This is a genomic window from Sorangium sp. So ce1153 (assembly GCF_051521595.1).
Lineage (GTDB): Bacteria > Myxococcota_A > Polyangia > Polyangiales > Polyangiaceae > Sorangium.
The window spans coordinates 521336-544484 of record NZ_CP150361.1 but is presented as its reverse complement, the minus strand read 5'-3'; the positions used below and the strand labels follow the sequence as shown (position 1 = coordinate 544484).

Here is a 23149-nt window from a genome sequence, read left to right as displayed (position 1 = left end):
AGCATGCGCGCAGCGGACCTCGATCTCTCGGAGCTCCTCACGGTCGACCCGCGGGGCGGCGAGCTGCGCTTCTCCGGGGCGCGGGCGATCCTGCTCGACACCGTCGCGATGGGCCTCCTGCGCAAGCAGCTCATCGACAGCGTCGGCGCCGCGGCGGCGCGCGCGATCCTCACCCGGTTCGGCTTCGCGCACGGCTACCGCACGGCCGAGGCGGCGCGCGCCGAGCTCTCGCTGGAGAGCGACGAGGAGTGGCGCGACGCGGGCGGGCGCATCCACGCGCTGCAGGGGATGCTCCGCCTCGCGCCGGGCGGGGACGGCCCGCTCTCGCCCGGGGGCGCGACGGTGGAGGCCTCGTACGAGGCGGAGCAGCACCTCCTGCACCTCGGCCGCGCGGACGCGCCTGTGTGCTGGACGCTCGCGGGCTTCGCGAGCGGCTACCTGAGCTGCGTCGAGGGCCGGGACATCTACGTGATCGAGCGCCGCTGCCTCGGCCGCGGCGACGCGAGCTGCCTGTTCGCCGGCCGCGCGGCCGAGGCGTGGGGCGCCGAGCTCGAGCCGCACCTGCCGTTCTTCGAGGAGCACCGCCTCGACGCCTCGCTGCGCCGGGCCGCGGAGGCGCTGGGGCGCGCCGAGCGCCGGCTGAGGACGCGCGCGGAGGCGCTCCTGGGGGTCGGCGCGGCGGGCGCGGCGGGCGCGGGTCCGGGCGGCATCGTGGCGTCGAGCCCGGCGATGCAGCGCGTCCTGGAGCTCGCGCGGCGGGTGGCGCAGGTGGACGCCACGGTGCTCGTCACGGGCGAGAGCGGCACCGGCAAGGAGCGCGTGGCGCGCCTCGTCCACGACGCCTCGCCCCGGGCGGCCGCGCCGCTGCTCGCCATCAACTGCGCCGCGATCCCGGAGCCGCTGCTCGAGAGCGAGCTCTTCGGGCACGCGCGCGGCGCCTTCACCGGCGCGACGCGGGACCGCGCGGGGATCTTCGAGGCGGCGGCCGGTGGGACGCTGCTGCTCGACGAGGTGGGCGAGCTGCCGGCCGGGGTGCAGGTGAAGCTGCTCCGGGCGCTGCAGGCGCGCGAGGTGCGGCGGGTCGGCGAGAACCGCAGCCGGCCTGTCGACGTGCGCGTCGTGGCGGCGACGAACCGCGAGCTCGCCGCGGAGGTGTCGGCCGGCCGCTTCAGAAAGGACCTTTACTATCGGCTCAAGGTGGTCGAGCTCCGGCTGCCGCCGCTGCGCGAGCGGCGGGAGGACGTGCTGCCGCTCGCGCGGGCGCTGCTCGCCCAGGCGGCCGCGCGCATGAAGCGGCCGGCGGCGCGCCTGAGCCCCGGCGCGGCCGACCGCCTGGTCCGCTACCCGTGGCCCGGCAACGTGCGCGAGCTGGAGAACGCCATGGAGCGGGCCGTCGCCCTGGCCGAGGGGCGGCGGATCGAGGCCGAGGACCTGCCCGAGGAGGTGCGCTCGGCCCTGCCGGCGCCGGCGGTCGAGCCGCGCGTGCGGACGCTCGGCGACGTCGAGCAGGAGTACATCCTGGCGGTCCTGGCGCGCAACGGGGGCAACCAGACGCGGGCGGCGGCGGAGCTCGGGATCGGCGTGTCGACGCTTTACCGCAAGCTCAAGGAGTACGGGCGGGGGCAGGCGCGGTGAGCGCGGCGGCGGGGCCGGCGCGCCGGGCTCACCACCGCACGATGAAGGTACACGAGTCCCCGCCGCGCCTGCGGGTAGGCTGGGTGTCGTCCAGGGTAATCTCGGCGGCCGGCTTGATCCTGCGGGCCGTCCCGGTGATGAGCCCGCGCTCGAGCTCGGAGGAGTAGGGCGTCTCGCAGACGACGGCGATGCTCCGTTCGCCGCTCGCGCGGCAGCGGTAGTGGCCGATTCCTTCCTTCATCGCGCCGGTCCGCAGATCGCACATCGGCTCGCCGTCGACGCGGTGATTGAGGTGATAGGCGACGTCGATCGACGCGAGCGCCGCCTCGATGGTGTCGATGCCCGTCGGCCAGGCGACCGCCTCAGGCGCCCTCTTGCCCAGCGCGAAGAGGGCGTGCTCGCCGATCGTGTCCGCGATCTCCCGCTGAGCGTCGAGCCAGAGCTGCATGGGGAGCCAGTCGACGGCCATGAGCTGATGGAGCCCTTGCTTGATCATGATCTTCATGATCATCGGGGCATAGGCCCGCCCCGGTGCCTCGAACAAGCTCTGCAGGTTGGCCGCGCGCACCTCGATACCCGGCCGGAATGCTACGTACTGTGCCACGCTCGCCCCCGTTCTCCCGTCGACCGTCGATGGTCGGCGCTGGTTCCAGCCTGATCCGATCGCCTCTACTTCCCCTTCGCGGCGTCGGCGAAGGACCTCCACGTCGCCTCGTCCGCGCCCACGCTGGCACGCTGGCCGTCGCGCACGATAGGCGTGCGGAGCAGGAGCGGATCCTCGGCGAGCAGCTCGGCGATGCGCGCGTCGCTCGGACCGAGGTGCTGGAGGCCGCGCTCCTTCACGCGCGCGCCGTCGGCGTCGTAGAGCGCGCGCACGCCGCCCACCGCGCGCGCCACGCTGGCGAGCTCCCCCTTGGAGAGGCCCTTCTCGCGCAGCTCGACGAGGTGCACCTTGATGCCCCGGTCGGCGAAGAACCGCTGCGCCGCCCGCGTCGCCTTGCACTTCGCCGTGCCGAAGATCTGGATCATGCGCGTCGCTCCTCGTGGAATGACCCGTGGCGCGCGGCTCGCCTGAGCGGCCGCGCGGGCGCGAAGCATAGGCGCGGACGCGGCAGCCTACCAGCCCACGGCGGCGGGGAGCCCTGCGTCGCGGGCCGGGGCGAAGGGGCGCATCGGAAGGGGATGGAACCGAGGTTGACCCGACCCGGGTTGAGGTCGGCCCGACCGGGGTTGAGGTCGGCCCGACCGGGGTTGAGGTCGGCCCGACCGGGGTTGAGGTCGGCCCGACCGGGGTTGAGGTCGGCCCGACCGGGGTTGAGGTCGGCCCGGCCGAGCGCTCCCGCCGGCGGCCGGCCGCGCTCCGCTACCGAGATCGCGGCGCCGGCCTGGCGATGCGCGCCCTCTCGCCCGAGGCTGCCACGCGGGGAGGCTGCGACCGGAGAGGCTGCGATGAACCAGGCGATCCTCACTCCAGGAACGATGTTCCAGGGCCGCTACGAGATCTTCTCCTTGCTCCGTGAGGGCAGGCTCGCCGTCGTCTACGAGGGGCGGCAGATCGCGAGCGAGCAGCCGGTCCTCCTCAAGATCTTGCGCCCCGCCCGCGACGAGGACCCCGCGGAGCTCGGGCGACGCCGCGGCGCGCAGCTCCTCCGGGAAGTGCGCCGCTGCGCGCGGCTCCGCCACCCCGGCATCGTCCGGCCCCTCGACGCGGGGACGACGGACGCGGGGCAGCCCTACGCGGTCTTCGAGCGCGTGCCCGGGCAGAGCCTGGCCGAGCTGCTGTCGGCCCGCGGCGCGCTCGAGCCAGATGAGGCCCGGCGCCTGATGAGGCGGGTCCTCGACGCGCTCGCCTCCGCCCACCGACAGGGCGTCGTGCACGGGGACCTCCGGCCGGCCCACGTGCTGGTCGTGCCCTCCGGGGAAGAGCGGAGCGCGCTCGTGCTCGGCTTCGGCTTCGCCGCGCTCGCCGCCGCCGCCCGCGCGCGCCAGGAGGAAGCGCCCGTCTCCGGCCGTGAGCTCCTGGGCTCGCAGGCCTACCTGGCGCCCGAGCAGCGCCGGGGGTTCCCGCCGATGACGCGCTCGGACCTGTACGCCTGGGGTCTCGTGTTCCTGGAGTGCCTCACCGGCAGGCGCCCGGGCTGCGGCGGGCCTCCCGACGGCGCGGATCTCGAGCGCGACGGCCGCGAGGCCGCTCAGCTCCCTCCCGCGCTCCTCGATCACCCGCTCGGCGCGCTCTTGCGGCGGGCCACGATCGAGGACGTCGCGGCGCGGGCGGTCACGGCCGACGGCCTGCTGCGCGAGCTCGACGCCTGCGAGGTGAACGACCTCCGCCGGGACGACCTCGTGAAGCCGGACGCGCCCGCTGCCGGAGCAGCACCGACACCAGCGGAGCGCGCGGGCAGCGGCGAGCCTCGCACGGCCCTCGGATCGGCGACGCGGTCAGCGGAGCGAGCCGGCAGCGCCGCGCGCTCCCTGGAGGAGGCGGCTGCGGCGCCTCCCGCCGGGCTCGCAGGGTACGTCATGCCGCTGCAGCCCGGCGATCTCATCAAGCACTACGAGATCATCCGCAAGCTGGGCCAGGGCGGCATGGGGGTCGTGTACCTGGCCCGCGACACGAAGCTCGGCCGCCTGGTCGCGGTCAAGCTCCTCCTCAGTTACACCGGGCAGGGGATCGAGCGCTTCCTCGACGAGGCGCGGGCCACGGCGCGCTGCCGCCACGAGAACATCGTGGTCATCCACGAGGTCGACGAGATCCGCGGATATCCCTACCTCGTCTTCGAGTACATCAAGGGTCGCTCGCTGCGCGAATGGATGGTCCAGCGCGGCGCGCCCGGGTCGCCCGCCGCCCCCACGCTGCCCGGCTCGACGTCGTCCCGCCAGGCGGTCGCGCTCGTGATCCCGGTGGTCCGCGCGCTGGTCTGCGCGCACGCGGCCGGGATCGTCCACCGCGATCTCAAGCCGGAGAACATCCTCCTGGATGAGGCGGGCTGCATCAAGGTGCTTGATTTCGGCATCGCCAAGCGGATCGACCCGAGCTTGCTCTCGACGAGCACGGGCGCGACGGCGGCCCTCACGGGAGGCGCTGGCAGCCACCGGAAGAGCGCGGTCGTTGGCACGCTCCACTACATGGCGCCCGAGCAGCTGCTCGGCATGGACATCGATGGTCGCGCCGACCTCTGGGCCGTGGGCATCATCCTGTACGAGCTGGTCGCGGGGGCGCACCCGCTGGGTCCGTCCTCGCGCGCGCGGCTCGCGGACATGGTGGACCTCGTGGACTTCGGCATCCCGATGCCCAGCGTGGGCGAGAGGCGCCCGGAGGCAGGCGCGCTCGGCGCCCTCGTCGACCGCTGCCTGAAGAAGCACAGGGCCGAGCGCATGGGCTCGGCAAGAGAGCTGCTCGCCGAGCTCGAGGCGCTCCTGCCAGGTCGAGAGCCGCTCGACCTGAGCGAGGGCGAGAGCCCCTTCGCCGGCCTGTTCGCGTTCCAGGAGGCGGACGCCGCGCGCTTCTTCGGCCGCGATCGCGAGGTCGCCGCGATGGCGGCGAGGCTGCGCAGCCAGCAGCTCCTCGCCGTCGCGGGGCCCTCCGGGGCGGGCAAATCGTCGTTCGTGCGCGCGGGCGTGATCCCGGCCCTGAAGGGGGCCGGGATCCGCGGCGAGTCGTTCATCCTCCGCCCGGGGCGCCGGCCGCTGTACGCGCTCGCCGATGTGCTCGTGCGGGTCGCCGAGGCGGAGCGCAGGACGGGCGCGACGGGGAGCTCGCCCGAGCTCCCCGACCACGAAGGGCTCGTCGCCATCCTCCGCGATCAGCCGGGCTATCTGGGCGCCCGGCTGCGCGCGCGCTGCCGCCGTGACGGGCCCGGGCACCGCGTCCTGCTCTTCGTCGATCAGTTCGAGGAGCTCTACACGCTCGGCGCCGCCCCCGAGGAGCGGGCGGCGTTCGTCGCGTGTCTGGAGGGCGCGGCCGACGACGCCTCGTCGCCCCTGAGCGTCCTGCTCGCCATCCGCTCGGATTTCCTCGACAGCCTGGCCGAGCACCGCGACTTCATGACCTGCGTCACCCGCGGGCTCTCCTTCCTGCCGCCGCTCGGGCGCGACGGCCTGCGCGAGGCCTTGACGCGACCGCTCGAGGCGGCCGGCTATCGCTTCGAGACCGCGGAGATCATCGAGCACATGCTGGACACGCTGGAGGGCACGCGGAGCCCCTTGCCGCTCCTGCAGTTCACGGCCGGCAAGCTCTGGGAGGCGCGGGATCACGAGCGCCGGCTCCTCACGCGGGACAGCTATGAGCGGCTCGGCGGCGTCGCCGGCGCCCTGTCCGCCCACGCGGACGCGGTGCTCTCGGCGCTGCCGCGGCGCGACCAGCGGCTGGCTCGGGCGGTGCTGCTCCGCCTGGTCACGCCGGAGCGCACGCGCGCGGTGGTGGGGATGGACGAGCTCCACGAGCTCGGACGGGGTGGCGCGGGAGAAGGCGCCGAGCCCGTCGCGCAGGTGATCCAGCACCTGGCCGGCGCGCGACTCTTGCTCATCGCGGCGGGCGCAGGCGCGGGCGGAGATGGCGGGGGCACGACCGTGGAGCTGGTCCACGAGTCCTTGATCGAGAGGTGGCCGAAGCTCGCGTTATGGCTCGCCGAGAGCGAGCAAGACGCGCAGCTCGTGGCCCGGCTGCGCGCTGCGGCCCGGCAGTGGGAGGCGAGCGGTGAAGCCGAGGGGCTGCTGTGGCGAGAGCGCGCGGCGGAGGACGCCAGGGCGTGGTACGAGCGCCGTCGCGCCGCGCAGGGGACCGACGCTCGCGTGGCGCTCAGCAAGCGCGAGGAGCGCTACCTGCTGGCGGTCGTGGCGCTCCTCGAGCGCGCGCGGCGCCTGCGCCGGCGGCTCGTCATGGGCGTGTTCACCGCGCTCGGGATGGTCGCGTTCATCGTGTCCTACCTGGCGATAGACGCTCACCATGAAGCCGCGCGCGCCGACCGGGAGGCGGCCCGCCGGCAGACCGAAGCGCGTGAAGCGCGCAACGCGACCCGCATGGCGACGGCGCGCGAGCTGCAGGCCGACCCCACGATCGTGCTGGCGATCTTGCGCGAGATCGAGCCGCCCGACGTACCGCGAGGGTGGGCCGTCCTCGCGCGCTGGGCGCTGCACCGGCGGCTCTCGCGCGCGGTGCTCGGCCACCCGGACTGGGTCATGCAGGCAGCCTATGGCCCCGACGGCAAGCGCCTTGTCACGGCCTGCGCCGACGGGGCCGCGCGGGTGTGGAACGCCGACGGCACAGGCACGCCCGTGGTCCTGCGCGGCCACAGCGATCGGGTCGCTTCGGCGGCCTTCAGTCCAGACGGCAAGCGCATCGTCACCGCGTCCTATGACAGGACCGCGCGGGTGTGGAACGCCGACGGCACAGGCACGCCCGTGGTCCTGCGCGGTCACCAGAGCCCGGTGACTTCAGCCACGTTCAGCCCTGACGGCAAGCGCATCGTCACCGCCTCCTGGGACAGGACCGCGCGGGTGTGGAACGCCGACGGCACAGGCACGCCCGTGGTCCTGCGCGGCCACGAGGAGCGGCTCGAGTCAGCTGCGTTCAGCCCCGACGGCGAGCGCATCGCCACCGCCTCCTGGGACACGACCGCGCGGGTGTGGAGCGCCGACGGCTCGGGCGAGCTCATGATCCTGCGCGGCCACCAGGATCGGGTCATCTCGGCCACCTTCAGCCCCGACGGCAAGCGCATCGCGACCGCCTCCTGGGACAAGACCGCGCGGGTGTGGAGCGCCGACGGCACAGGCACGCCCGTGGTCCTGCGCGGCCATGAGCAGCGGGTCCTTTCGGCGGCGTTCAGCCCTGACGGCAAGCGCATCGTCACCGCGTCCGTGGACAAGACCGCTCGCGTGTGGAGCGCTGACGGCAAGGGCCAGTCCATGGCCCTCCGTGGTCACGACGATGGAGTCTATTCCGCGGCGTTCAGCCCTGGCGGCAAGCGCATCCTCACCGCGTCCATGGACAAGACCGCTCGCGTGTGGAGCGCCGAGGACGCGGTCGAGCCCATCCCCCTCCATGGCCACGAGGATCAGGTCTATACGTCGGCGTTCAGCCCTGAGGGCGAGCGCATCGTCACCGCGTCCTGGGACAGGACCGCGCGCGTGTGGAGCGCGAACGGCTCCGGCAAGCCCGTGGTCCTGCGCGGCCACGAGAGTCGGCTCTGCTCCGCGGCGTTCAGCCCCGACGGCAAGCGCATCGTCACCGCGTCCTACGACAGGACCGCGCGCGTGTGGAGCGCCGACGGCTCCGGCAAGCCCGTGGTCCTGCGCGGCCACGAGGATGTGGTCTCTTTCGCGGCGTTCAGCCCCGACGGCCAGCGCATCGTCACCGCGTCCTGGGACGGGACCGCGCGCGTGTGGAACGCTGACGGCACCGGCGAGCCCATCGTCCTTCGGGGTCACGAGGATCAGCTCTACTCGGCGGCGTTCAGCCCTGACGGCGAGCGCATCGTCACCGCGTCCTGGGACAGGACCGCGCGCGTGTGGAACGCTGACGGCACCGGCGAGCCCATCGTCCTTCGTGGTCACGAAAATCGCGTCCGTCGGGCGGCGTTCAGCCCCGACGGCAAGCGCATCGTCACCGCGTCCTACGACAAGACCGCTCGCGTGTGGAACGCCGATGGCACCGGCGAGCCCATCGTCTTTCGCGATCACGAGCACTGGGTGAACGCGGCGAGCTTCAGCCCTGACGGCGAGCGCATCGTCACCGCATCGCAGGACATGACGACGCGGGTGTGGAGCGCCGACGGTACAGGCGAACCCCTGGTCCTTCGTGGCTCCGAGGCCGCGCTCAATGACGCGAACTTCAGCCCCGACGGCAAGCGCATCGTCACCGCGTCCGACGACAAGGTCGCGCGGGTATGGACCGATCTCGAGCCGCTCCGTGGCATCGGCGATCCAAGGCTGTGGGCCGCGACTTCCTACTGCATGCCCGTCGCTCGGAGGACAGGGCTCCTTCGCGTGCCCGAAGCCATGGCGCAGGCCGACTGGGAAGCCTGCCTGCGCCACGTCGAAGAGGCCCGCGCCGCCGCCAGGGAGCAGGGGGAACAGCGGTGAGCTGGAGGGGGAGGCCGAGAAGATGGCTGGATCGGGCCGCGCCCTGGCCCGGGAGCCCGGAAGCGTTCGACGGCAAGACCTCGAATCGAATCGACGTCTTTGCCCTTGCGAGGCCGTCGGCTGCGGCCTCCGATCGAGCCGCCCCCTGTGCGGGGCCGCTCCGCCACATCGCGACCACCCCGGCGCCCCTCCGAGGCCCTCCGGTTCGGTTCCAGATCGACCCGCCCCCCCTCGCGAGGCCGCTCCGCCACATCGCGACCTCCCCCGCGCCCCTCCGAGGCCCTCCGGTTCGGTTCCAGATCGACCCGCCCCCCCTCGCGAGGCCGCTCCGCCACGTCGCGACCTCCCCCGCGCCCCTCCGAGGCCCTCCGGTTCGGTTCCAGATCGACCCGCCCCCCCTCGCGAGGCCGCTCCGCCACGTCGCGACCTCCCCCGCGCCCCTCCGAGGCCCTCCGGTTCGGTTCCAGATCGACCCGCCCCCCCCTCGCGAGGCCGCTCCGCCACGTCGCGACCTCCCCCGCGCCCCTCCGAGGCCCTCCGGTTCGGTTCCAGATCGACCCGCCCCCCTCGCGAGGCCGCTCCGCCACGTCGCGACCTCGAGGAAGAGCTCGGTGCCGGGGTTCCCTGCCGACAGCATAGGCGGCGCCATACGCCTCCCTGGCCAGCAGCCAGTCGCCCCGGTCGCGAAAGCGGTCTCCCACGCGGACCAGCGTCGCCGGATCGACCTTCGCCGCGCCATCCGCGCCGGCCGGGCGAACGCCTCGCTCGAGCCTCGGGGCATCGGCGCGGCCCTGCGCGCCGACGGTCGAGACGACGAAGAGCCCCGCCGCCGGCCAGCACGGCTTGACGCCATGCTCGTCCGGCAGGGCGATGGCGGCGCGGGCGCCAGCCATAAGGTGCGCTGGCTACACGCTCGTGCCGGACGAGAGCCGGAGACGACTCTATAGTTGAAGACGCGATGGGCAGCGGGCTCGCTGCCCCGAGAAGAAGCGACAGGGCAGCGAGGCTGGCTGCCCGAGCGTCGGGCCAGCCACCTCATCGAGCTCTCCCGGCGGGCGCGGGACAGGCTCGACCGCCGGGCTCGCCGCGCCGTCGACATCGATCCGGACAAGGGCTTTTCGCCCGGAGCTGCCGCGCGAAGCGGCCGCGACCGGAGGGGCCATGATGAACCAGGTGACCCTCGCTCCAAGGACGTTGTTCCAGGGCCGCTACGAGATCCTCTCCTCGCCCTGGGAGACCCCCCACGCCGCCATCTACGACGGGCGGCAGATCGCGGGCGGGCAGCCGGTCGTCCTCGAGGTCATTCGCCTCCTCCAAGAGGGGGTCTCCGACAACGTCGCGCGCCGCCGCCGCGCGCGCTTCCTGCTGGAGATGCGCCGCTGCGCGCGCCTGCACCATCCCAACATCGCCCGGCCCATCGACGCGGGGCAGGCGGACGGGGAGGTGCTCTATGCCGTCTTCGAGCGCGCCCCCGGGCAGAGCCTGGCCGAGCTGCTGTCGACCCAAGGCGCGCTCGAGCCAGAGGAGGCGCGGCGCCTGATGAGGGAGGTCCTCGACGCGCTGGCCTGCGCGCACCGGCAGGGCATGGTCCACGGGGACGTCAGGCCGGCCCACGTGATGGTCGTGCCCTCGGGGGCAGCGCGCTGCGCGCTGCTGTTCGGCTTCGGCTTCGGCGTGGTCGCCGCCGGCGCACGGGGCGAAGCGGCAGGAGCGCACGCCTCGGGCACCGAGCTCGTCGGCTCGCAGGCCTACCTGGCGCCCGAGCAGCGCCGGGGATTCCCGCCCATCGCGCGCTCGGACCTCTACGCGTGGGGGCTCGTGTTCCTCGAGTGCCTCACGGGCAGGCGGCTGGGCCGCGGCCTGCCTCCGGACGGGGACGCTCTCCAGCTGGAGCGCGGCGAGCCCGGCCGGCTCCCTCGCGCGCTCCTCGACCACCCGCTCGGCGTCCTCTTGCGACGGGCGACGATCGAGGACGTCGCCGCGCGGGCGGTCACGGCCGATGGCCTGCTATCCGAGCTCGACGCCTGCGAGGTGGCCGGGCTCCGCCGCGAGGACCTGATCCTGGACGCCCCGCCGAACAGCGCCGGGGCCATGCGAGAGGAGGCCGCCGGCCCCGGGGAGGCCGCCGGCCCCGGGGAGGCCGCCGGCCCCGCCCCGATCGCCTCGGGACAGGACGCGGCGATCGCCACGGACACGCCCGGGATCTCGAGCGAGGAGCCCGCGCGCACGCTCAACGAGGCACCGGAGAGCCCGACAGCCCGCGAGCGAGCGCGCGAACTCCCGCCGCTCCGGACCGGCGACGTGGGGGCGCCGGCGGCGCCGATCGCGGACCGGATGCACCTGAAGGCCGGCGACGTCATCAAGCACTACGAGATCATCCGCAAGCTGGGCCAGGGCGGCATGGGGGTCGTGTACCTGGCCCGCGACACCAAGCTCGGCCGCCTGGTCGCGGTCAAGTGCCTCCTCCGATACACCGGGCAGGGGATCGAGCGCTTCCTCGACGAGGCGCGGGCCACGGCGCGCTGCCGCCACGAGAACATCGTCGTCATTCACGAGGTCGACGAGATCCGCGGATATCCCTACCTCGTCCTCGAGTACATCAAGGGTCGCTCGCTGCGCGAATGGATGGTCCAGCGCGAGCACCCCAGCGCGACCGGATCGCCAGCCGCCCGCGCGCTGCCTGGCCCGAGGGCGGCCACCGCCGCGCTCGACATCATGATCCCTGTCGTCCGCGCGCTGATCTGCGCGCACGATCTCGGGATCGTACACCGCGACCTCAAGCCGGAGAACATCCGCCTGGACGACTCCGGAGGCCTCAAGGTGCTCGATTTCGGCCTCGCCAAGCGGATCGACGCGGGCGTGGTCCCCTCGCTCGCGAGCGTGCGGGCGGCGCGCGCCGGAGGCGCCGGCCGGCACAGGAAGAGCGCGATCGCCGGCACACCGGGCTACATGGCGCCCGAGCAGCTGCTGGGCAGCGACATCGATGGCCGCACCGACCTCTGGGCCGTGGGCGTCATCCTTTACGAGCTGCTCACGGGCAAGCATCCGCTGTACCCGTTCTCGTCCGCGCGGCTCCCGGACATCGCGGATCTCGACGTCCCGATGCCCAGCCTGAGCGAGCGGCACCCGGAGATCGGCGCGCTCGGCGCGGTGGTCGACGGCTGCCTCAAGAAGCGCAGGTCCGAGCGCGTCGGCTCTGCCGGGGAGCTCCTCGACGAGCTCGACGCGCTCGTGCCCAGCCGCAGGACGCTCCGGCTGGGCGAGGACGAGAGCCCGTTCGCCGGCCTGTCCGCGTTCCAGGAGGCGGACGCCGCGCGCTTCTTCGGCCGCGATCGAGACATCGCCGCCCTGAAGGCGCGGGGGCGGAGCCAGCAGCTCCTCGCCGTCGCCGGGCCCTCCGGGGCGGGCAAGTCGTCGTTCGTGCGCGCGGGCGTGATCCCCGCCCTGAAGGCGTCCGGGGAGCGGTGGGACGCGTTCGTGCTGCGGCCAGGGCGCCGGCCGCTGTCCGCGCTCGCCGATGTGCTCGCGCAGGTCGCCGAGGCGGAGTCCACGTCCGCGGCGGCGGCCGCGGGCGGGGCAGCGACGGGCGCTCCCGAGCTGCCGGATCACGAAGCGCTGGTCGCCACCCTGCGCGCTCAGCCAGGTGTCCTGGGCGTCAGGCTGCGCGCGCGCTGCCGCCACGAGGGGACGAGGCGCCGTATCGTGCTCTTCGTCGACCAGCTCGAGGAGCTCTACACGCTCGGCGCCTCCGCCGAGGAGCGGGCGGCGTTCATCGCCTGCCTGGAGGGCGCGGCCGACGACGCGTCGTCGCCCCTGCGCGTCGTGCTCGCCGTCCGCTCGGACTTCCTCGAGCGCGTGGCCGAGGACCGCAATTTCATGACCGACGTGACCCACGGGCTCTGGTTCCTGCCGCCCATGGGGCGCGATGGCCTGCGCGACGCCCTGACGCGGCCGCTCGCGGCGGCCGGGTACCGCTTCGAGACCGCCGAGATGATCGAGCACATGCTGGACACGCTCGAGGGCACGCGGAGCCCGCTGCCGCTCTTGCAGTTCACGGCCGCGAAGCTCTGGGAGGCGCGCGACCGCGAGCGCCGGCTGCTCACGCGGGCCAGCTATGAGCAGCTCGGCGGCGTCGCCGGGGCGCTGTCCGCCCACGCGGACGCGGTGCTCTCGGCGCTGCCACCGCGCCAGCAGCGGCTGGCCCGGGCGGTGCTCCTGCGCCTGGTCACGCCCGAGCGCACGCGCGCGGTCGTGAGCCTGGACGAGCTCCGCGAGGCGGCGCAGGACGGCGGCAGCGCCGGCGCGGGTGACGCGGTCGAGGAGGTGATCCAGCACCTGGCCGGCGCGCGGCTCCTGCTCATCGAGGCGGGCGGAGCCGAGGCGGGAGGAGAGCGCGAGCGCACCGCGGTGGAGCTGGTCCACGAGTCGTTGATCGACAGGTGGCCGCGGCTCGGGCAGTGGCTCGCCGAGAGCGAGCAAGACGCGCAGTTCATGGCCCGGCTGCGGGCCGCGGCCCAGCAATGGGAGGCGAGCGGACGGGCCGAGGGGCTGCTCTGGCGCGACCGCGCGGCGGAGGACGCCAGGGCGTGGTACGCGCGCCGGCGGGCAGAGCAGGGCGCCGAGGGGCGCGTCGAGATCGGCAGGCGCGAGGAGCGCTACCTTTCGGCCGTCGTGGGCCTCCAGGAGCGAGCGCGGCGCCTGCGCCGATGGCTCACCATGGGCGTCATCGCCGCGCTCAGCGTGGTCGCGCTCGCCGTGTCGTACTCGGCAGCTCGCGCCCGCGACCAGGCGACGCATGCGCAAGCCGAAGCCCGGGAAGCGCGCAACGCCACGCGCATGGCCACGGCCCGAGAGATGCAGGCCGATCCCACGACCGTGCTGGTGATCTTGCGCGAGGTCGAGCCGCCCAATGTGCCGCGAGGATGGGACGTCCTGGAGCGGTCGGCGCTGAGCAGCGGGGTCGCCCTCGCTGTGCTCAGCCATCCGGATCTCGTCATGCACGCGGCCTATAGCCCCGACGGCAAGCGCATCCTCACCGCCTGCTCGGACGCGACCGTGCGGGTGTGGAACGCCGACGGCACGGGTGAGCCCATGGTCCTTCGCGGCCATCAGGATCTGGTCTCTTCAGCAGCGTTCAGCCCAGACGGCAAGCGTATTGCCACCGCTTCTTACGACAGGACCGTGCGGGTGTGGAACGCCGACGGCACGGGTGAGCCCGTGGTGCTTCGTGGTCACAGGGAGGTGATCACGTCAGTCGCGTTCAGCCACGACGGCAAGCGCATCGTCACCGCGTCCGGAGACAAGACCGCGCGGGTGTGGAACGCCGACGGCACCGGCCAGCCCCTGATCGTCGGCAGGCACGAGGACGTGCTCTATTCGGCGGCGTTCAGCCCGGATGGCAAGCGCATCGTCACCGCGTCCGGAGACAAGACCGCTCGCGTGTGGAACGCCGACGGCTCGGGCGAGCCCATGGTCCTTCGAGGCCACGAAGCCATTGTCTCTTCAGCGGCGTTCAGCCCCGACGGCGAGCGCATCGTCACCGCGTCGCACGATAGCACCGCGCGGGTCTGGAGCGCCGACGGCTCGGGCGAGCCCTTGATCCTCCGGGGTCACGAGGAGGCGCTCTACTCGGCGGCGTTCAGCCCGGATGGCAAGCGCATCGTCACCGCCTCATGGGACAGGACCGCGCGGGTCTGGAACGCCGACGGCTCGGGCGAGCCCATGGTCCTTGGAGGCCACGAAGATGGTCTTTGCTCGGCGGCGTTCAGCCCCGACGGCAAGCGCATCGTCACCGCTTCCTATGACAAGACCGCGCGGGTCTGGAGCATCGATGGCAGGAATGAGCCCAGGATCTTTCGCGGTCATGAGGCTGTGGTCTATTCGGCGGCGTTCAGCCCCGACGGCAAGCGCATCGTCACCGCGTCCGGAGACAAGACAGCGCGGGTGTGGAACGCCGACGGCACCGGCGAGCCCATCGTCCTTCGCGGTCATGAGGCTGTGGTCTATTCGGCGGCGTTCAGCCCCGACGGCAAGCGCATCGTCACCGCGTCCATGGACAGGACAGCGCGGGTGTGGAACGCCGACGGCACCGGCGAGCCCATCGTCCTTCGCGGTCACGAGCATTCGGTTCGCTCCGCGGCGTTCAGCCCCGACGGCAAGCGCATCGTCACCGCGTCCTATGACAATACCGCGCGGGTGTGGAACGCCGACGGCACCGGCGAGCCCATCGTCCTTCGCGGTCACGAGCAGTGGGTCTGCGCGGCGGCGTTCAGCCCCGATGGCAAGCGCATCGTCACCGCGTCCAACGACAAGACCGCGCGGGTGTGGAACGCCGACGGCACCGGCGAGCCCATCGTCCTTCGCGGTCACAAGCACTGGGTCATTTCCGCGGCGTTCAGCCCCGACGGCAAGCGCATCGTCACCGCGTCCATGGACAGGACAGCGCGGGTGTGGAACGCCGACGGAACCGGCGAGCCCATCGTCCTCCGGGGTCACGAGCACTGGGTCTGGGCGGCGGCGTTCAGCCCCGACGGCAAGCGCATCGTCACCGCGTCCCAGGACAAGACGATCCGGGTGTGGAACGCCGACGGCACCGGCGAGCCCCTGGTCCTCCGCGCCTCCGACTCCCCTGTCAACAGCGCGGCGTTCAGCCCGGATGGCAAGCGCATCGTCACCGCGTCCGACGACAAGCTCCTGCGGGTGTGGACGGACCTCGCCCCGCTCCTCGGCGTCGACGATCCGAAGCTGTGGACCGCGACCACCTACTGCATGCCCGTCGAGCGGAGAATGGAACTCCTCCGCGTCCCCGAAGCCATGGCCCGCGCGAACCGGCAGGCCTGCCTGCGCCACGTCGAGGAGGCGCGCCCCGCTCCCCCGGAGCCCCGGTCAGACTAGGCTGCTCGGCCGAGCGGCTCGGCGGGCCGATGACGAGCATGCGCAGCGGCCCGCCTCGCCCGCATCCAGCCTGGCTCGTCGACCCGGCAGGGCTCCTCGCGAGACCGACATGCGCCTGTCCTCCAACGCTCGGGACGCAACGGTTCGCAGGAGTTCGCGATGAGGCGATGAGGCGACGCGGCAATGCGGCAATGCGAATGGATCGCAGCCGCATTCCGGCCGGCCCCGCGCTGCTGCTGTGACCCGATCGGAGGCGCGATCACGATCGACGAGATCAGCGCGATCCAGGGGGCGGCCACCGTGACGCAGGCGGGGCCCGCGGCGTTGTCCGTCACCGTGAGCGAGGAGGGGACATCGACGTTCGAGGCCTCGGGCGGACAGCTCGCCGACGAAGACGACCTCGGCCTTCCCCTCCTGGCCGTCGAGCTTCGGTGTTCGCGATTCCAGGCTTCGGGGGAGGCGGGATGACCCTCACGGACGGCCAGACGAAGGACGGGTTCGGGCGCACAGGGAACCGGGTGGTCGCCGTGATCTCCAGGCTCGAGTCCGCCGGCGACCCGCTGTGCAGCGAGGCGAGAACCGAGGACTTCGAGGTGACCTCCTCGACTCCGGAGACGTGCGCCGTCGACGGGCGTTTTTGCGAGAGCGTCGAGGTCCCCCCGGGAGACCTGCTGACGCGCTCCGCGGAGGTCGTCGCCGACGGGACGTGCGCGGTGCGCGTGGATGCGCCGGCGTTCGCCGGTGGGGCGGGCCTCGGCGCGGAGATCTCGGTGACCCTCCTGAGCACCGGGTCGATGATCGACGTCACGCCGTAGTCCCGCCCGCCAGAAGCCCGGCCAGGGATGGCCAGGCTTCTGCGCCGCTTCGCGGCGGCCTCGCGCGGGCGGGCCTGGCGGGGCTCTTCACGGGGCAGTCATCCGGTGTGCCCGTGCCCCGGCCGCTCGCAGCGTCCTCGGAGCGCCGAGCAGCGCGCGGAGAGCCTTGGCGCCGGCGGGTCGCTCATCGCGCGCTCCCGCGAGGAATGCCGAGGCGGTCTTCGTAGGCGTTCAGGACTTTCACGAATGCGGGCCGCTCTTCGCAGCGACGGCGGTAGTTCTTGACGTTCGGATATCTGGCGAGGATCTCCGTCTTGCGAAGCTCGCGCAGCACGCACGTGAGAACAATGTCGGCAACCGTGAAGTCAGCCCCCGTGATGAACGGCTGAGCCTGCAGCATCTCGTCGATCGTCGGCAAGAAGCGATCGAGTATCCCGACATGCCACGGGCGCAAGGCCTGCAAATGGGGGTTTGATTCGCCTTGAAGATCGGCGAACAGAATCGGCAGCGAAAAAGGCTCGATGTTGTTCAATGACGTGATCGTCCAGCGATAGACCTGCGCGCGCCCCTTCAGGTCAGAAGGAATCAACTTTCCGGATTTCTCCGCGAGATAAAGCAGAATCGCGCCCGACTCCGTCAAGATATATCCGTCATCATCGATCGCCGGAACCTGTTTGAATGGCGATACCGTTCGGAACTCGACCTCATCCTGAAGACCGTTCGGCCCGCAATCGAGCCCGACGGCCTCGTAGGCGATTCCACACTCCTCCAGCGCCCACATGGCGCGAAGGTCGCGGGTGTAACCCCAAAGAAACGGCGGCAACGATTTGAAAACGTATACTTTCATGAAGCTGACCTCATTCCATGATCGAGCGGATGAACTGGTCTGGAAATAGCACGGGTGCGCACCTTTATCTTCTTCCCGCCCTCGATCGCCTCGGCGTGCGCCGCTGTGTGCGACGTGACTTGGAGGGGGACCGGGGGGCCGCGCCGTTTGTTCATCGGGCCGGAGGGAGCGGCGGCGGAGGCAGGGCTCTGGTCAGTGCTGCTGTTTCCGGCGGCCGCTCGTCATCGACCGGTTCTTCTGGCGGGATTGCCGGCGCACGGAGCTGGCCGAGCGGGGCGTCAGCGCGGCCGGAGCGCCTCGTCGAGGTCGGACCAGAGGTCGTCGAGCGACTCGAGCCCTATCGACAGCCGGAGCAGGTTCGGCGGCGCCAGCGTCCTCGGGCCCTCGACGGTCGCCCGGTGCTCGACCAGGCTCTCGACGCCGCCGAGGGAGGTCGCGCGGAGGAAGACCTTCAGCCGGCCGGCGACGCGGAGCGCGTCCTCGGCGCCGCCCCGCACGAGGACGGAGAGCATCGACCCGAATCCGCCGTTCATCTGCCGCGCCGCCACGAGGTGGCCGGGATGCGACTCGAGCCCTGGATACAGCACCCGCTCGACGCCGGCGTGGCCCGCGAGGCGGCGGGCGAGCTCGATGGCGGTGGAGCTCGCCCTGCCGACGCGCACGAAGAGCGTCCGCATGCCGCGCAGCAGGAGCCACGCCTCGAACGGGCCAGGGACCGCGCCCTGCACGTGGCGGAGGTGGCGGACGCGCCGCCATGCCTCGTCGTCGCGCGCGGCCGCGAGCGCGCCGGCGAGCACGTCGCTATGGCCGTTCAGCGCCTTGGTCGCCGCGTGCATCACCAGGTCGGCGCCGAGGGTGAGCGGCTGCGTGTGCACGGGCGTGGCGACGGTCGAGTCGACGGCGAGCTGCGCGCCGCGCGCGTGCGCGATGTCCGCCGCCGCCGCGATGTCGACGACATCCCAGGTGGGGTTCGCGGGCGTCTCGATCCAGACAAGGGAGGTCGGGCCGCGCTGGACCGCGGCGCGGAGGGCGTCGAGGTCGGTCGCGTCGACGAGCTCGAGGTCGACGTGCCATGTCTCGCACCACTCGGTCATCCAGAGGCGGAGGCCGTGGTACATGGCGCGCGAGGCGACGAGGCGCGCGCCGGGGCGCACGAGCGCCTGCACCGCCGTGGTCGCGGCGGCCATGCCCGAGGCGAACAGGCGCGCGTCGGCGCCGCGCTCGAGGTCCGCGAGCAGCTGCTCGGGCGCGCGGTACGTCGGGTTGTCGTCGCGGGTGTACTCGTGCGCCGCGGGCAGGCGGTAGCCCTCGTCACGCGCGTACGTCGTGCTCGTGTGCAGGGGCGGCACGACCGCGCCGGTCGCGTCGTCGGTGAAGTGGCGCGCCTGCGCGGCGATCGTCTCGGGAGAGGCCATGGCCCCGATGCTAGCGCTTGCGCCGGCGCTCGCACATGCCGGACGGCCAGCCGGGCTCCGGGCTCACTTGGCCAGCTTGAGCACCGCGCTCGGCGTCTCGTCGGTGCCCGTCGTCCAGTAGATGGCGCTGCAGTCCTGCGCGAGCGCCCAGGCATTCGGGCTGTCGGCGAGCGCCTCTGGCGCGCCGCCCGAGATGCGCACCCGCCGGAGCTGATCTGCGCCGTCGCTGTACCAGTAGACGAAGGTGGAGTCGGCGAGGATCCAGGCGGGGTAATCCGCCGCCGCGAGCAGCCCTGAGCCGGAGCCGTCCTTGTTGACGGCGTAGATGTCGGCGCCGGCGTTCCAGTAGACACGATCGCCCACCGTGATGTCCCCGGGCCAATCGTCCTCGACCTGCATCGCGACGACGGTCTCAGGTTCGCTGGGCGCGCCGAGCGCCATCCGCCGCACCGAGATCTCCGTGCCGTCGAGCTTCATCTCGGTCCAGTAGAGGTGGGTGGCGTCGAGCGCGAGGCCTCCCACGTACGCGTCGCTGTCGAGCACCGGCAGGCCTGTCTGGTCGATCTCATCGGTCCGCGCTGCCCAGATGCGGTGAGGGGCGGCAGGGGAGTCGGGGCCCTGGTCCTCCTGCTGAGGCAACTCGGTGACCCAGTAGACCCAGCCATGGCCGGCGACAGGCTGCGACTGGCGCGCGTACCCCTCGGCGCTCGCGACCGTTGGAATCGTGATGTTTCCTTCGAGCGGCACGCGGAGCACGTCCGACGAGTTCCAGTCGGAGACGAACAGCGAGCTCCCGGAGCGCGCGAGCATGGTCGCGAGGGAGTTCAGGACGGCCAGCGGCTCGGTCGAGCCACCCACCTTGTCGGTCGCGAAGACCGTGTTGCCGACGCCGCTGCCCCAGAGCACGCGGGCGCCGTCGCCGTCAGCCTCCACGGCGATGCCGATCGCCTCGTGGCCCTCGGGGGGCGTGGCGAGGACGACCGGCGTGCACTTGCCGCCGTCGCATTCGCCGCCGAGGCAGCTCCTGCCGGGGACGCAGCAATTCTCCGGATCGGAGAGGTAATCGTGGTCGCTGTCGGCGGCCTGGCACGCGTCCGGCGCGCGGCCGGAGAACGGCTCGAAGGGGCACGCCGAGGGGGCTCCCCCGGCCGCGCCGTTCCCGCCGGAGCCGCCGGCCAGGCCGGTACCGCCGTCCCCCCCGGCGCCGGTCGGCGCGGATTCGCCGAGGGGTTTGCCCTCGGGGATCCCCCAGATCGCGTTGCAACCCAGCGCTGTGCTCGAGGCAGCGCACATCGAGAGAGAGATCCATTTGCTCCAACGCATCGCGGTACTTTAGCGCGGGGCGACCCGACCCGGGTTGAGCTATCCGCAGCGGGGCGACCCGACCCGGGTTGAGCTATCCGCAGCGGGGCAAACCGACCCACGTTGAGCTATCCGCCGCGGGGCCGGCGACCCGACCCGGGTTGAGCTATCCGGGGCCGGACCCCGGTTGAGTTATCTGCCGACCGGGTTGAGCTATCTGCCACGGCCCCGACCCGGGTTGCGCGGCGCCCGGTTTGCGCGGCGACCCGACCCGGGCCGAGCGACGACGACCCGACCCGGACGACCCGGTTTGAGCCATCTGCGACCCGACCCACGTTGGATCATCTGCTCGGTGAGAGCTCCACTTCCTTCTTTGGACGGACGTGCCCGACGACACGCACCGAAGCGGTCGCCGTCGTCACCCGCTCGTCACCCCGCGCTCGTACAGTGTTAGACCGTGAGCACGACGTCGGTCACGCTGGCTCCATGGAATGTGCGCATCCACCACGTCCCCGCCGGGAACACGACGCTGCGTACACCGGCACGCCAGCGTTCGAGTGCTGAGCGGTACAATGCGCGAAACGCCCGCACTGCGAGAGCAGCGCTGCGCCATGCGCCAGGCTGGTCGCGGCCGACCGCAAATGTCGGGTTGCGACCGCGCAGCGCCTCCAGGCTCGTGGCTCGCTCGTAAGGGGAGATGTTGCTGGCTCGCTCGGCACCCAAGAAGTCGAGCCCTTTCTCCCCTATCGCTGCATGGGCCAGCGCTTCCTGTCGCTCCAGCTCGGCGGCAACCTCACCTCGAAAGCAGTCCGCGCTCGCCTCATCGATGGCGGGCGGCAGCGCGAGCGGAAGCGTGGCTTCGTCCGGCCACTGTGGGTTCTCTGGGTCGAGATACGCCGTCGGGCGCGGTGTACGCAGCTCGCCGCGGCCGAGCTCGCTCACGTCCACCGTCGCGCCAGGCCACTCACGCGCGTGCCGGACCAGGCCAGCGGCCACGGGGTTCGCAACGACGTAAGCGATTTTCTCCACCACCGCCGCGCGTGTCGTCAGCCGCACCACGCTCGTAGCCTCGTGGTCCCACACTGGACCTTCCCACTTGCGAAGTACCTTCGTGCCGAGAGCGACGATGCGATGGAAGAATTGCAAGAAGCGCGGGAGCACGCCGTTCACGTCGGTCACGACGAGGTGTAGATGCGATGACATCGCACAGAGCGCATGGACCTCGATGCCGTAGCGGCGCGTCGAGACGGCGAGGGCGTAGACCAGCAGCTGGGTGATCGCCGCATCCGGGCGGAAGAGCAGATGCCGGCGAAGGACGCGACGGGTGATCAGGTACGTGGCGCCGGCGATTATCTCGCGGGGATGGCTCATGGCCGGCGTACATCAACAAACCGTGTGCCAGGGATTGCGGTCAATCATTTCAAGCACTTGTTACACTCCGGGGGTGGCGGCCGCCTGGCGGTCCGCCACCTGTACTGCTGCGGCCGCTGCTGCTCCCGCAACTTGATCTAGTGCTGTACTGTGCTCCAGCAACGTGGAGTGGTGCCGCGCCAACCTAGGATCAGGTCGAGTGGCAATCGTGGCCGTGGCCGCCGCAACCTGGTCGCCGCCGCCGCAACCTGGTCGCCGCAACCTGAGTCGCCGCAACCTGAGTCGGAGTCGCCGCAACCTGAGTCGCCGCAACCTGAGTCGCCGCAACCTGAGTCGGGCCGCCGCCGCAACCTGAGTCGGGCCGCCGCCGCAACCTGGGTCGGACCACCGCAACCTGGGTCGGACCACCGCAACCTGGGTCGGACCACCGCAACCTGGGTCGGGCCGCCGCAACCTGGGTCGGGCCGCTCTGGTCGCCAACCTGGGTCGGGTCGCTCATGTTATCCGTCATGGGTCCACGAACCGAAGCGCCCGCTCCTCGTCCGCACCCCTGCACAACCTCGTCCAGATCGGGCCCGCAGATTGCTAGCGCCTTCCTCTTCATGATGGCGACCTCCTGTAACAGCATGCGGCCCCAGGAAGGCCTACCCGGCGAGCCCGCGGCCGCCCCGGACAGCCAGCCCGCGCCGGCCGGTCGAACCGCCGACCACGGCGCCCCGCCCTCACCGCCTGCGCCGCCGGCACCTCCCCCGGGCGCTCCCCCGGGGCACGCCACGGCCGACGCTCTCGGGGCCGCCGCGCGCGCCTTCCTGGACGGCCTCGATCACGCGTCGCGCGACCGCGCGCAGCTTGCGTTCCAGAGCAGCGACCGCGAGGACTGGCATTACGTCCCGCGCCGCCGTGCCGGCCTCGCGCTCGGGGACATGAACGGAGGCGAGCTCAGCGCGACCCACGCTCTGCTCCAGACCGGCCTGAGCCCGGCGGGCTATCGCAAGCTGGAGGGAATCCTGCTGCTCGAGGGCATCCTCGGCGGCATCGAGGGCAACCCGGGTTTCCGCGACCCGGGGCGCTACCACCTTGCCCTCTTCGGCCAGCCCGGGCACCAGGCCCCCTGGGGCCTTCGCTTCGAGGGCCACCACCTCTCGTTGAACTTCACCTCGGCAGGACATGCCGTGGCCACCACCCCGGCGTTCCTGGGCGCCAACCCGGCCGAGGTGCCCTCGGGTCCCCGGAAGGGCCTGCGCGTGCTCGCGTCCGAGGAGGACCTCGGCCGCGCCTTCCTGGCCTCGCTGACCCCCGCGCAGCGTCAGCGCGCCGTGATTGCCCCCGCGGCGCCGCTCGATATCGTCACCGAGGCCTCCCGTCGCGCCGCCCTGCCGAGCTTCGACGGCCTCCCCGCCGCCGACATGACCCCGGCCCAGCGCGCCGCGTTGATTCGCCTCCTGGAGGTCTACGCCCGCAACTTCCCGGATGACGTCGCCGACGGTCACCTCGACCGCATCGCTCGGGCCGGCGTGGAGCGCCTGCACTTCGCCTGGGCCGGCAGCGCCACGCCGAAGCAGCCGCACTATTACCGGATCCACGGCCCCACCCACCTCATCGAATACGATAACCGCGGCGGCGATCACATCCACACCGTGTTCCGCGATCTCCAGGACGACTTCGGTGACAGCCTCCTCGCGCGGCACCTGCAGGAGGGCCACGGCGCCCACGGCCACCGCCGCCCTTAGACCGCGCGGGGCGCACGCGGGCCGAGCCCGAACCGGTCGTCACAGCTGCCTGCCACGCCG

At 72.4% G+C, this 23149-nt stretch carries 12 protein-coding genes; 6 read left to right on the top strand and 6 right to left on the bottom strand.

The window, feature by feature from the left end:
- The first annotated feature begins 3 nt into the window (after positions 1 to 3).
- Positions 4 to 1635, top strand: a complete 1632-nt coding sequence (locus WME85_RS01935) for a sigma 54-interacting transcriptional regulator (RefSeq protein WP_437834784.1) — start codon at positions 4 to 6, stop codon at positions 1633 to 1635.
- A gap of 28 nt (positions 1636 to 1663) precedes the next feature.
- Here the strand turns inward: WME85_RS01935 and WME85_RS01930 are convergent, their stop codons facing one another.
- Positions 1664 to 2239 carry a hypothetical protein gene (locus WME85_RS01930; RefSeq protein WP_437834782.1) on the bottom strand — a complete coding sequence of 192 codons (576 nt, stop codon included), beginning with the start codon at positions 2237 to 2239 and terminating at the stop codon, positions 1664 to 1666.
- Between the two features lie 65 nt (positions 2240 to 2304).
- Positions 2305 to 2664, bottom strand: a complete 360-nt coding sequence (locus WME85_RS01925; protein WP_437834780.1) for an arsenate reductase family protein — start codon at positions 2662 to 2664, stop codon at positions 2305 to 2307.
- 420 nt (positions 2665 to 3084) lie between these two features.
- Between WME85_RS01925 and WME85_RS01920 the strand changes: the two genes are divergently transcribed.
- The 4 genes from WME85_RS01920 to WME85_RS01905 all read left to right on the top strand — a co-directional run bounded on the left by WME85_RS01920 (position 3085) and on the right by WME85_RS01905 (position 16424).
- Positions 3085 to 8715 carry an nSTAND1 domain-containing NTPase gene (locus tag WME85_RS01920; protein WP_437834778.1) on the top strand — a complete coding sequence of 1877 codons (5631 nt, stop codon included), beginning with the start codon at positions 3085 to 3087 and terminating at the stop codon, positions 8713 to 8715.
- 1173 nt (positions 8716 to 9888) lie between these two features.
- Positions 9889 to 15609, top strand: a complete 5721-nt coding sequence (locus tag WME85_RS01915) for an nSTAND1 domain-containing NTPase (RefSeq protein WP_437834776.1) — start codon at positions 9889 to 9891, stop codon at positions 15607 to 15609.
- A gap of 183 nt (positions 15610 to 15792) precedes the next feature.
- Positions 15793 to 16077 (top strand): hypothetical protein, encoded by a 285-nt coding sequence (locus tag WME85_RS01910; RefSeq protein WP_437834774.1) that lies wholly within the window; start codon positions 15793 to 15795, stop codon positions 16075 to 16077.
- Entirely contained in the window at positions 16074 to 16424 is a 351-nt protein-coding gene (locus tag WME85_RS01905; protein ID WP_437834773.1) for a hypothetical protein, read from the top strand. Before WME85_RS01910 ends, WME85_RS01905 begins: the two co-directional genes overlap by 4 nt.
- Positions 16425 to 16608: 184 nt before the next feature.
- On the opposite strand, the gene WME85_RS01900 is transcribed toward WME85_RS01905, so the two are convergent.
- From WME85_RS01900 to WME85_RS01885, 4 genes are all read right to left on the bottom strand, one after another.
- Positions 16609 to 17271 (bottom strand): glutathione S-transferase family protein, encoded by a 663-nt coding sequence (locus WME85_RS01900; protein ID WP_437834771.1) that lies wholly within the window; start codon positions 17269 to 17271, stop codon positions 16609 to 16611.
- A gap of 278 nt (positions 17272 to 17549) precedes the next feature.
- A complete protein-coding gene (locus WME85_RS01895) occupies positions 17550 to 18686 on the bottom strand; it encodes a trans-sulfuration enzyme family protein (protein WP_437834769.1) in 1137 nt (378 codons plus the stop codon).
- Between the two features lie 63 nt (positions 18687 to 18749).
- Positions 18750 to 20009, bottom strand: coding sequence for a hypothetical protein (locus WME85_RS01890; protein WP_437834767.1), 1260 nt, complete (start codon positions 20007 to 20009; stop codon positions 18750 to 18752).
- Positions 20010 to 20438: 429 nt separating this feature from the next.
- Positions 20439 to 21359, bottom strand: coding sequence for a transposase (locus WME85_RS01885; protein WP_437834765.1), 921 nt, complete (start codon positions 21357 to 21359; stop codon positions 20439 to 20441).
- Positions 21360 to 21985: 626 nt separating this feature from the next.
- Here WME85_RS01885 and WME85_RS01880 point away from each other — a divergent pair.
- Positions 21986 to 23089, top strand: a complete 1104-nt coding sequence (locus WME85_RS01880) for a DUF3500 domain-containing protein (protein WP_437834763.1) — start codon at positions 21986 to 21988, stop codon at positions 23087 to 23089.
- The last annotated feature ends 60 nt before the right edge of the window (positions 23090 to 23149 follow it).

What these genes read in the sequence shown, in the direction of transcription:
- WME85_RS01935 (WP_437834784.1), top strand. Translation starts at nt 4, where the DNA reads ATGCGCGCAGCGGACCTCGATCTCTCGGAGCTCCTCACGGTCGACCCG.
- WME85_RS01925 (WP_437834780.1), bottom strand. Translation starts at nt 2,664, where the DNA reads ATGATCCAGATCTTCGGCACGGCGAAGTGCAAGGCGACGCGGGCGGCG.
- WME85_RS01920 (WP_437834778.1), top strand. Translation starts at nt 3,085, where the DNA reads ATGAACCAGGCGATCCTCACTCCAGGAACGATGTTCCAGGGCCGCTAC.
- WME85_RS01910 (WP_437834774.1), top strand. Translation starts at nt 15,793, where the DNA reads ATGCGGCAATGCGAATGGATCGCAGCCGCATTCCGGCCGGCCCCGCGC.
- WME85_RS01905 (WP_437834773.1), top strand. Translation starts at nt 16,074, where the DNA reads ATGACCCTCACGGACGGCCAGACGAAGGACGGGTTCGGGCGCACAGGG.
- WME85_RS01900 (WP_437834771.1), bottom strand. Translation starts at nt 17,271, where the DNA reads ATGAAAGTATACGTTTTCAAATCGTTGCCGCCGTTTCTTTGGGGTTAC.
- WME85_RS01895 (WP_437834769.1), bottom strand. Translation starts at nt 18,686, where the DNA reads ATGGCCTCTCCCGAGACGATCGCCGCGCAGGCGCGCCACTTCACCGAC.
- WME85_RS01890 (WP_437834767.1), bottom strand. Translation starts at nt 20,009, where the DNA reads ATGCGTTGGAGCAAATGGATCTCTCTCTCGATGTGCGCTGCCTCGAGC.
- WME85_RS01885 (WP_437834765.1), bottom strand. Translation starts at nt 21,359, where the DNA reads ATGAGCCATCCCCGCGAGATAATCGCCGGCGCCACGTACCTGATCACC.
- WME85_RS01880 (WP_437834763.1), top strand. Translation starts at nt 21,986, where the DNA reads ATGCGGCCCCAGGAAGGCCTACCCGGCGAGCCCGCGGCCGCCCCGGAC.